This is a genomic window from Kocuria sp. ZOR0020 (genome assembly GCF_000800955.1).
Taxonomy (GTDB): Bacteria; Actinomycetota; Actinomycetes; order Actinomycetales; family Micrococcaceae; genus Kocuria; species Kocuria subflava.
Genome location: NZ_JROX01000113.1, coordinates 21,541 through 30,142, shown reverse-complemented (window position 1 = coordinate 30,142; position 8,602 = coordinate 21,541). Strand labels below are relative to the sequence as shown.

The window sequence follows — 8,602 nt, the reverse complement described above, 5'->3', positions numbered from 1 at the left end:
GGACCACCACCGCGCCGTGGCCGCCTGCGCTGAAGGCCCGTCCTACCTGCAGGTTGCGGTACTGGTGGACGACGACGGTCGGACCGCCTCCGTGGGCCAGGACGGTTCTGTTGTGGCGGGGGATGCCGTGGAGGAGTTGGCGGCCACGGTTCACCGCATGACCGGGCAGAGCCTGGAGCCACTGCACCCACATCTGCGCCGCGCCCTGGTGGTTCATCTGGACGCCCCGGACCTGCCGGTACTGGCTGCAGCCTCTTCGGTGACGTTCTCGGCGATCTCTCGGGATGGATGGTCCGTGGTGGTCACTGATGACGAATCCGGCTGGTGGGCGCTGCGCACCGGACTGGCCGAGCCCGCCGTCGCGTTGTCCTCGGACGGTGCTGCCAGGTCCCTGGAAGTGCTGCTGGGGGACCAGGACCCTGCCGGGTACACGGACAAGGACCAGGCAGATGCCGTGTGCGGTCTGTCCTGGGGTCCCCAATGGACGGCAGTCTCCGTTGCGGAGGATTCCAGCGCTGCGGCTGAACTGACCCGGGAAGTGGTGGGAATCTGCGCCTCACGCACCAGCCAGGTCCAGATCGAATCCGTGGCCTCGGTTTTTGATCTGGATCCAACGGACACCAAACGCCTGGCCAACTACGTCCACGGGGCCTCCAGCCCGCTGGTCCTGGAATCCGTGCTGCAGTTGCTGGAGTTGCCCGTGATCGCCGCCAAGGTGGTGGAGGGCGCCAAATCCTTGGAGGAACTCGACGATGCTGCCAGGTATGAGCCGTCGTCCCTGCCGGAGGCCTGGATCCAGTCCCTGACGCAGGAGCCCACCGCGCACGGCCTGGGAGCTTCGGTGCACCGCACCGTGCTGCGCCGTCCAGAACTGTTGTTGGCGGTGGCGGGAATGCAGGTGGCGGCTGGTACCGGGCTGGCTGCTCTGGCTCGCCGGGCGGGACAAGCGGCTCCTGCCCTGGGCGCACTGTCCGCTTTGGCCTTTGCCGATGCTGCCGGCACCACTGCGCTGTACTCGGTGGCTCGCAAGCGCAAATCCCAGAAGCCGGACGCGGTCTGAGGAAGTGGGCCACCAACCACCTGCCATGTCCCCAACTGCAGCAGAGCCCCAGACCTTTCTCCAACGCTTCACCACCCAGGGCGGGCTGGTGGCCGTCCTGGGAGATCCCACGGCTCCGGACTGGGAGAGAGCCTCACCGGGCAGAACGGGTTTCCGTCGTGATCTGATCGGTGCCCTGGCCCTGACCCTGGTTGGCTTCGTGGGGCTGGCTCTGACAGAGAGCTACGCGGGGGTGCTGGAGGATCGGCCTCGGTGGTGGGGATACGCCGCCATTGCAGTCATCACCCTGCCCTTGATCTGGAGGCGGAGCCATCCCATCGCTGCCCTGTCCGTGGGCACCGTGGCCTACATCGCGGGGGCCTACGCCAACGGCCAGGTCGCGGCTCTGCAAACCACCTTGGTGGCGTTCTTCGCCTACGTGTACGCCGCCGTGGCGTGGGGCAAGTCGCGGCAGGTGGTGGCGGTCGCCGTCGTGATGCTGGGGATCGTGATCGGCGTGTGGCTGCTGATCGATTTGACCATCTCCTCCAGCTACCGGGATCTGGTGGCAGAACTTGGCAGCGCTGACGGACCGTTCGATCCGCTGACCGGGTTCACGCTGTATTACATCCTGGTCAACGTTGCATTCTTCGGCGGAGCAGTCTATGCAGGCCGTGCATCCTGGCGGGCGGCGCTGCGCAGGCACCGCAATCAGGAACAGGCACAAACCATCGAGCGCCAGGCCCAAGAACTTGCCCGCCGGGCGGTGGTGGATGAACGCCTGCGGATCGCACGTGAACTTCACGACGTCATCGCCCACCACGTCTCTGCCATCGGCATTCGAGCCGGTGCCGCTCGCATGGTGTTGGACACCGACCCTCAAGCGGCCCAGACTGCGCTGAAAACCGTGGAAGGATCCAGCCGCCAGGCCGTGGCCGAGACTCGTCAATTGCTGGGGGTGCTGCGAGACGACCACAGCGGGGCCACCGAGTTCCTGGGGCGCGGAATCAACGACCTCGAGGAACTCGTGCGTGAACACGCCCACCTCGGCCTGGCCGTGACACTTTCCACCGCGGTGGCCGACGACGTCGATCTGGACCGTCTCCCACCGGCGCTCGGAGCGTCCATGTACCGATGCGTCCAAGAATCCCTGTCCAACGTCCTGCGTCATTCGACCGCACGCCGGGTTTCCGTCACCCTGCGATCCCTTGGTGAGCAACACTCGCAGGCACTGGAAATCGAGGTCCTGGACGCAGGCCGGCCCCGACCCAGCGGCAGCGGAAGTGGCTATGGTCTGGTTGGTCTGCGCGAACGGGCCCAATTGCACGGTGGCAGCTGTGAATCCGGTCCGCGGACCCCGGGCCCTGGATGGCGAGTACGATTCACTTTCCCCGTCTCGGCCCAAGCAGGCCCTGATGAATCTCCGAGGCCATTCGGAGCAGGTTCGACCGTTCCAATGAAATGCTTGTGACCGGTGATCTCCGTGCTGCTGGTGGATGACCACGCCCTGATCCGCTCGGGGTTCTCCATGGTGTTGTCATCGGCCCCGGACATCCGCGTGGCCGGTGAAGCGGCCAATGGCCGGCAGGCTGTTGACTGGATGGCAGAACACCATGCGGACGTGGTGTTGATGGATGTTCAGATGCCCGTGATGGACGGCATCGAGGCCACCCGCAACATTGTTGCGGCCGGTGGGTCAAAGGTGATCATCCTGACCACCTTTGGCCGTGAGGACTACCTGTTTGCGGCCTTGGGTGCCGGTGCCAGCGGGTTTCTCCTCAAGAATGCGGACCCTGATGACCTCATTGACGCTGTGCGCGCCGTTGCTGGTGGGCACGCGCTCTTGGCACCGGAGGTCACGCTGGCAGTCATCCGCCACCTCAACGGGACGGCAGACCTCCGTGGTGAGGATCAGGGAGCAGCCACGGATCAACCGGCGGCTGGTTCACGTTCTGCGTCGCAGCACGCGGTGCAGGCTCAAGGGGGTGTGCCGAGTACCATCCCCGATGACAGCGCGCTGGCTTCCTTGACCCAGCGAGAACACCAGGTCCTGCAGTTGATGGCCCAAGGCATGTCCAATGCAGAGATCGCTCAAGACCTGTACCTGGGCGCGGCCACGATCAAGACCCACGTGTCCAACATCTTGGCCAAGACCGGAAGCCGCGACCGCGTCCAAGCGGTGGTCTTCGCGTACCGAACGGGGCTCCACCTGACCTGAGTCCGGGGGAGAACTCCACCTCGCGGGGGAGAAAGCCAGTGGTTCAAAGCTTCTGACTGACAGTATTTCCCCCTGTCGGCCGATCCTCTCCACGGTGGAGATCCATAGGCTGGAAGCAGCCAACAACAGGAGGATTCGGTGGAAGAACCCAGACCAGACGGGATTCGTCGTCGTGGATCGGTGACGTATGCGCCCAGTGCGCAGGGCACACAACTGGAAGTTCGAGGACTGACACGAACCTTTGGTGACACAACGGTGGTGGACAACATCTCGTTCTCGGTCGAGCCGGGGCAGATGACCGGTTTCATCGGAGCCAACGGGGCCGGAAAGACCACCACCATGCGCATGATGATGGGCGTGCTGAAGGTGACCTCCGGTGAGGTGCTGTGGAACGGTCGGCCGATCACCAGAACAGACCGAGCCGCCTGTGGCTACATGCCGGAGGAGCGGGGGCTCTACCCCAAACAGAGCATCCTGGACCAGCTCGGTTACCTGGGGCAGCTACGCGGGCTGACCCGTGCGGAGGCGTTGGCTGAAGCACAGCGTCTGCTGGAACGCTTCAGTTTGGGGCACCGGAAGAAGGACAAGCTGGAAACGCTGTCCCTGGGCAATCAACAGCGTGTTCAAGTGGCTGCGGCTCTCCTTCACCAACCCTCGGCACTGGTCCTGGATGAGCCATTCTCCGGGCTGGATCCCACAGCCGTGGACTCCATGGTGGAGCTATTGGAGGAACACATGGCCCGCGGTGTCCCCGTCTTGTTCTCCTCCCACCAACTGGACCTGGTGCATCGACTGTGCGATTCCATGGTCATCCTGGACGGCGGCAAGGTCCTGGCCTCCGGGACAGCCGATGAGCTGCGGGATTCCCGGCCCCTACGCCATCGACTCCGGTGCGCCCGGGACGTTGGCTGGGTCAGGGGGATGCCCGGGGTCACGGTCGAAGACGTTGACGGATGCCAAGCCACCGTGGCCCTGGCCGATGACGACGCCCGCCATGCGCTTCTGCAGAGGGCATTGGACAGCGGCCTGCGCGAATTCACCGATCTGAAACCGACCCTGTCCGAAATCTACCGTGAGGTGACCCGATGACTTCCTCCATCGACCAACAGCACCAGGACAGCCAGACATCAGTGAGCCGTCCCTGGCTGATCGTGATGCTGCGCGAGATCACGGTCAAGGTGCGGGACAAGGCGTTCATCTTCTCCACCATCACCACCTTGGTGTTGATCGTGGGCCTGATGGGCTTCAGTGCCTTCCTGTGGGACCGGTCCTCGGACTACACCGTGGCCACGGACAGCCAGGCCGGTGGCCAGGTGGTCCAGATTGCTGATTCCATGCTCTCCGACGGCGATTCCATGACGGCCGAGCAACTCTCCCGAGATCAGGCCCGTGACCTTGTTGCCGACGGTGATGCGGACGCGGCCGTCTACCAGGAGGACGGCCAGTGGGTGATTCTGGTTGACACGGAACTCGGCGGAACCCTCAACAGCACGTTGAGTTCCGCCATCGCCGAGTTCAGCATGGCCACCAACGCCGAACGGGCCGGTGTGGGCATGGAAGAACTGCGCGCCGGGTCCGAACACCGGGTGGAATACCTCACCGGTGGGGAAGACCGCGGCTTGACCACCTACATTCTCCGGCTCGTCTTTGCCATGTTGTTCTACATGTCCGCACTGGTCTTCGGTCTGGCCATTGCCAATTCGGTGTTGGAGGAAAAGCAGAACCGGGTGGTGGAGATCCTGGCCACGGCCATTCCCATCAGAGAACTGCTCTACGGCAAGGTCCTGGGCAACTGTGTCCTGGTCTTTGCCCAGATCGGCCTGTACGCAGGGGTTGGACTGGCCGCTGCCAACGTCACCGGAGTCGCTGCCGACCTCGGTTGGGCCTTTGAGGCAGCTGGTTGGTTCATCGTGTTCTTCGTCTTCGGCTTTGCCGCCCAAGCCACCATTTGGGCCGTCCTGGGGTCACTGGCCTCACGGACCGAGGACCTGCAGTCCAACACCACGGTCATCAGCATGGTGCTGGTGGCGGGCATGTTCGCCGGAATCATGGCACAGGGTCCGTGGCTGGCCGTGGCCTCCTACGTCCCCATCATTTCCTCCATCGCCATGCCGGTCAGGCTGCTGGAGGGACAGGCTCAGGTGTGGGAACCGTTTGTGGCCCTGGCACTGTGCCTGGCCTTCGGATGGTTCATGCTCCGGCTGGGGGAGAAGGTCTACCAGCGGGCCGTGTTCCAAGGCGGCCGCTCCCTGAAGTGGCGTGAGGCGCTGAAGATCGAGCAGTGATCTCACCGACATCGGCTACCCGGTCCCTGCATGAGATGGACATCTCTGGCACAATGGCCGGGTACTCGATGCGCGCGGACCCTCTCTCCGCGCGAATTTCGTGTCCACAGGGAGCACTGACAATCGGCCCGCCCCACGGGAGCGAGACCAGTGAACCCGACACATTCCAAGAACCAGGAGAGATTGCACCAGTGGCAGTCAAGATTCGTTTGAAGCGCATGGGCAAGATGCGCGATCCCCGTTACCGCGTCGTCGTCGTCGATTCCCGCAAGAAGCGTGACGGTCGTGTGATCGAGGAAGTTGGTGTTTACCAGCCCACCGAGAACCCGTCCTACATCAGCGTGGTTTCTGACCGCGTGCAGTACTGGCTCGGTGTGGGTGCGCAGCCTTCTGAGGCTGTTGCCGCCATCCTGAAGATCACCGGTGACTGGCAGAAGTTCAAGGGTGAAGCAGGTGCCGAGGGCACGCTGAAGTCCCCGGATGCCAAGGCTGACTTCGTGGCACCGGACAAGGGCTCGGTCATCATTCCCGAGGCCATCACACCCAAGGCCGATGAAGCCGCGGAGCCCACGGAGGACGCCGTTGAGGCTGACGCCGAGGCCACCGAGGCTGCAGCTGAAGAGTCGGCTGAGGCGGAGAAGGCTGAGTGATCATGCTCGCTGAGGCGTTGGAGCACCTGGTCCGCGGCATCGTTGACAATCCTGACGACGTTGACGTGCGGGCCAAGAACGGCCGCCGGGGTGAAACCCTGGAAGTTCGTGTCCACCCCGATGACCTGGGCCGAGTGATCGGACGCCAGGGGCGCACCGCCAAGTCCTTGCGCACCGTTGTGACCGCTCTGGCGGAGAACGACTCCGTGCGCGTGGATGTCATCGACACCGACCGCCGACGCTGACGCGAGTCACCTAAACTCATCTCACATGAACCGTGGCCCCGTACCCGCCCAGGGTGCGGGGCCACGGTCATCGGATCCATCCATCAAGGAGTTCGGAAGCGCCCATGAAGGTCAAAGTTGCGCGGATTGGCAAACCCCACGGTATCCGGGGGGAGGTCACGGTCCAGCTGTTCACAGACGAGCCGGACCTTCGTTTCGCCCCAGGTGCTCGCCTGTCCGTGGAGCCTTCCACCGATGCTGCAGCCGCGATCGTGCGCGGCGGTGAAGTGGAGGTCAGCAAGTCCCGCTGGAACAAGAACATTCTGGTGGTGGGTTTTGTGCAGGTCACCGACCGCAATGCTGCTGAGGCCTTGCGCGGCAGCGAGTTGTTCGTGGACGGAGATTCCAACGACGACGACGCCGATGACGCCTGGTACGAACACGAACTTCTGGAGATGGACGTTGTGGTGGATGACCCACAGCGACGCCGTATCGGCACGGTGACGGGTCTGCGCACTCTGCCGCATCAAGACCTTCTGCAGGTCACACTGGATGCCGATGACCGCGAAATCGACGTTCCATTCGTCCAGGAGATCGTGGCGGAGATCGATGAAGAGACCAACACCGTTGTGCTGACCCCACCACCAGGGTTGTTGGAACTGGGCGCCGAGGACCCCACGGGCGAGGCGGCAGATGCCCCAGAGGACACCCGCTGATGCGTATTGACGTTCTGAGCATCTTTCCGGAGTACCTGGCTGCGCTGGATCTTTCCCTGATCGGCAAAGCACGCCGTGACGGTCTGTTGCAGGTCAACGTGGGGGATCTGCGGGACTACACCGCCGACCGCCACCGGACGGTGGATGACACCCCCTACGGTGGGGGTGCCGGCATGGTCATGAAGCCGGAACCGTGGGCATTGGCACTGGAAGACGTGATGAGCCAGGCTTCAGCCGGTGATTCGGACGGTGATCCGGCCATTGGTGCCCGGCGGCCCGTTCTGGTGGTGCCTTCCCCCGCCGGGCAGGTCTTCACCCAAGCGGTGGCTCAGGAGCTCTCCGAACGCGACCACCTGGTCTTTGCCTGCGGACGTTACGAGGGCATTGACGAGCGGGTGATCGAGTGGGCCCAGGACTCCTTTGAGGTCCGCCCGATGTCCCTGGGTGATTACGTGCTCAACGGGGGAGAGGTGGCCGTTCTGGCCATGGTGGAGGCCATCGGCCGTTTGGTGCCCGGGGTGATCGGCAACCCGGAGTCCCTGGTGGAGGAGTCCCACTCGGATGGGCTGCTGGAATACCCCGTCTACACCAAACCGGCGACCTGGCGGGAGCAGGGCATCCCTGACGTCCTGCTCTCCGGACACCATGGGCAGATCGCGCGCTGGCGGCGGGACCAACAACTGCGCCGCACCTCAGCCAGGCGTCCGGACCTCCTTGAGCAACTGCATTCCGGTGCCTTGGACAAAAAGGACCTGGCCACCTTGGCTGAGCTCGGGTGGACTGTTGAGGGAGACCGTTTGGTGTGGGACGCCACCCCGGCGTCGTCGTCGTGACGGTCTGACTGTGGCATAATGGTGCGCTGCGTGTGTGCTGGGCACGCCCTCGCCGCAGGGGGAAGAGCGACCACACAGCACACACCCCGTGAGGATTCCCCTGAATTCCGCGGGTGACTGACTTTTGCGGCACACCAACCACAACGCGCCGGCTCACGGTGGCAGTCGTTTGGGGTGCCGTATGACCCACGTGAACGGCCTGCGGCGTTCACCAGGAGAAACTGTGATGACCAACATCATTGACCAGCTCGACGCCACGTCGCTGCGCACCGATGTCCCCGACTTCCGCCCCGGCGACACCCTCAACGTTCACGTGAACATTGTTGAAGGCAACCGCTCCCGTGTGCAGGTCTTCAAGGGCTTTGTCCTGGGCCGCCAGGGTGACGGCGTCCGTGAGACCTTCACCGTTCGCAAGGTTTCTTTCGGCGTGGGCGTGGAGCGTACCTTCCCGGTGCACTCCCCGGTGATCGACAAGATCGAGGTGCTCACCCGCGGTGACGTCCGCCGCGCCAAGCTGTACTACATGCGCGATCGTCACGGCAAGGCTGCTCGTATCCGCGAGAAGCGCGGTAACGAGGGCAAGTGATCCACTGGGGCCCACACACCGTGTGACCCCGGATCACCCCAGCTGTGCCTG

The 8,602-nt window shown here is 64.0% G+C and carries 10 protein-coding genes; all 10 read left to right on the top strand.

All coding sequences use genetic code 11. The features are described from left to right. A partial coding sequence (locus L979_RS16275) for a hypothetical protein (protein ID WP_231559449.1) occupies positions 1-1,060 on the top strand: 1,060 nt, incomplete at its 5' end. A gap of 25 nt (positions 1,061-1,085) precedes the next feature. After that, positions 1,086-2,510: a sensor histidine kinase gene (locus tag L979_RS07620; RefSeq protein WP_052209654.1), complete on the top strand. Its 1,425-nt coding sequence runs from the start codon at positions 1,086-1,088 to the stop codon at positions 2,508-2,510. A 3-nt stretch (positions 2,511-2,513) separates the two neighbouring features. After that, on the top strand, positions 2,514-3,257 hold the full coding sequence (locus tag L979_RS07615; RefSeq protein ID WP_047691138.1) for a response regulator transcription factor: 744 nt from the start codon (positions 2,514-2,516) through the stop codon (positions 3,255-3,257). 162 nt (positions 3,258-3,419) lie between these two features. Then, the gene (locus L979_RS07610) at positions 3,420-4,346 is read left to right on the top strand and encodes an ABC transporter ATP-binding protein (RefSeq protein ID WP_369792983.1); all 927 of its coding nucleotides are present in this window, start codon (positions 3,420-3,422) and stop codon (positions 4,344-4,346) included. Then, positions 4,343-5,542, top strand: coding sequence for an ABC transporter permease (locus tag L979_RS07605; protein WP_047691135.1), 1,200 nt, complete (start codon positions 4,343-4,345; stop codon positions 5,540-5,542). The genes L979_RS07610 and L979_RS07605 overlap by 4 nt, the downstream gene beginning before the upstream one ends. Before the next feature lie 191 nt (positions 5,543-5,733). Next, the gene (gene rpsP / locus L979_RS07600; protein ID WP_047691132.1) at positions 5,734-6,192 is read left to right on the top strand and encodes a 30S ribosomal protein S16; all 459 of its coding nucleotides are present in this window, start codon (positions 5,734-5,736) and stop codon (positions 6,190-6,192) included. A 2-nt stretch (positions 6,193-6,194) separates the two neighbouring features. Next, on the top strand, positions 6,195-6,437 hold the full coding sequence (locus tag L979_RS07595) for an RNA-binding protein (protein ID WP_047691158.1): 243 nt from the start codon (positions 6,195-6,197) through the stop codon (positions 6,435-6,437). A 104-nt stretch (positions 6,438-6,541) separates the two neighbouring features. Continuing rightward, positions 6,542-7,132 carry a ribosome maturation factor RimM gene (gene rimM, locus L979_RS07590; RefSeq protein WP_047691130.1) on the top strand — a complete coding sequence of 197 codons (591 nt, stop codon included), beginning with the start codon at positions 6,542-6,544 and terminating at the stop codon, positions 7,130-7,132. After that, positions 7,132-7,965: a tRNA (guanosine(37)-N1)-methyltransferase TrmD gene (gene trmD, locus L979_RS07585; RefSeq protein ID WP_047691127.1), complete on the top strand. Its 834-nt coding sequence runs from the start codon at positions 7,132-7,134 to the stop codon at positions 7,963-7,965. Before rimM ends, trmD begins: the two co-directional genes overlap by 1 nt. A gap of 226 nt (positions 7,966-8,191) precedes the next feature. Further along, positions 8,192-8,551 (top strand): 50S ribosomal protein L19, encoded by a 360-nt coding sequence (gene rplS / locus L979_RS07580; protein ID WP_047691126.1) that lies wholly within the window; start codon positions 8,192-8,194, stop codon positions 8,549-8,551. Positions 8,552-8,602 lie beyond the last annotated feature (51 nt).

Bases quoted from the DNA above. Each gene is read 5' to 3' on its own strand.
- L979_RS07620 (WP_052209654.1), top strand. From the start codon at position 1,086: ATGTCCCCAACTGCAGCAGAGCCCCAGACCTTTCTCCAACGCTTCACC.
- L979_RS07605 (WP_047691135.1), top strand. From the start codon at position 4,343: ATGACTTCCTCCATCGACCAACAGCACCAGGACAGCCAGACATCAGTG.
- L979_RS07595 (WP_047691158.1), top strand. From the start codon at position 6,195: ATGCTCGCTGAGGCGTTGGAGCACCTGGTCCGCGGCATCGTTGACAAT.
- rimM (WP_047691130.1), top strand. From the start codon at position 6,542: ATGAAGGTCAAAGTTGCGCGGATTGGCAAACCCCACGGTATCCGGGGG.
- trmD (WP_047691127.1), top strand. From the start codon at position 7,132: ATGCGTATTGACGTTCTGAGCATCTTTCCGGAGTACCTGGCTGCGCTG.
- rplS (WP_047691126.1), top strand. From the start codon at position 8,192: ATGACCAACATCATTGACCAGCTCGACGCCACGTCGCTGCGCACCGAT.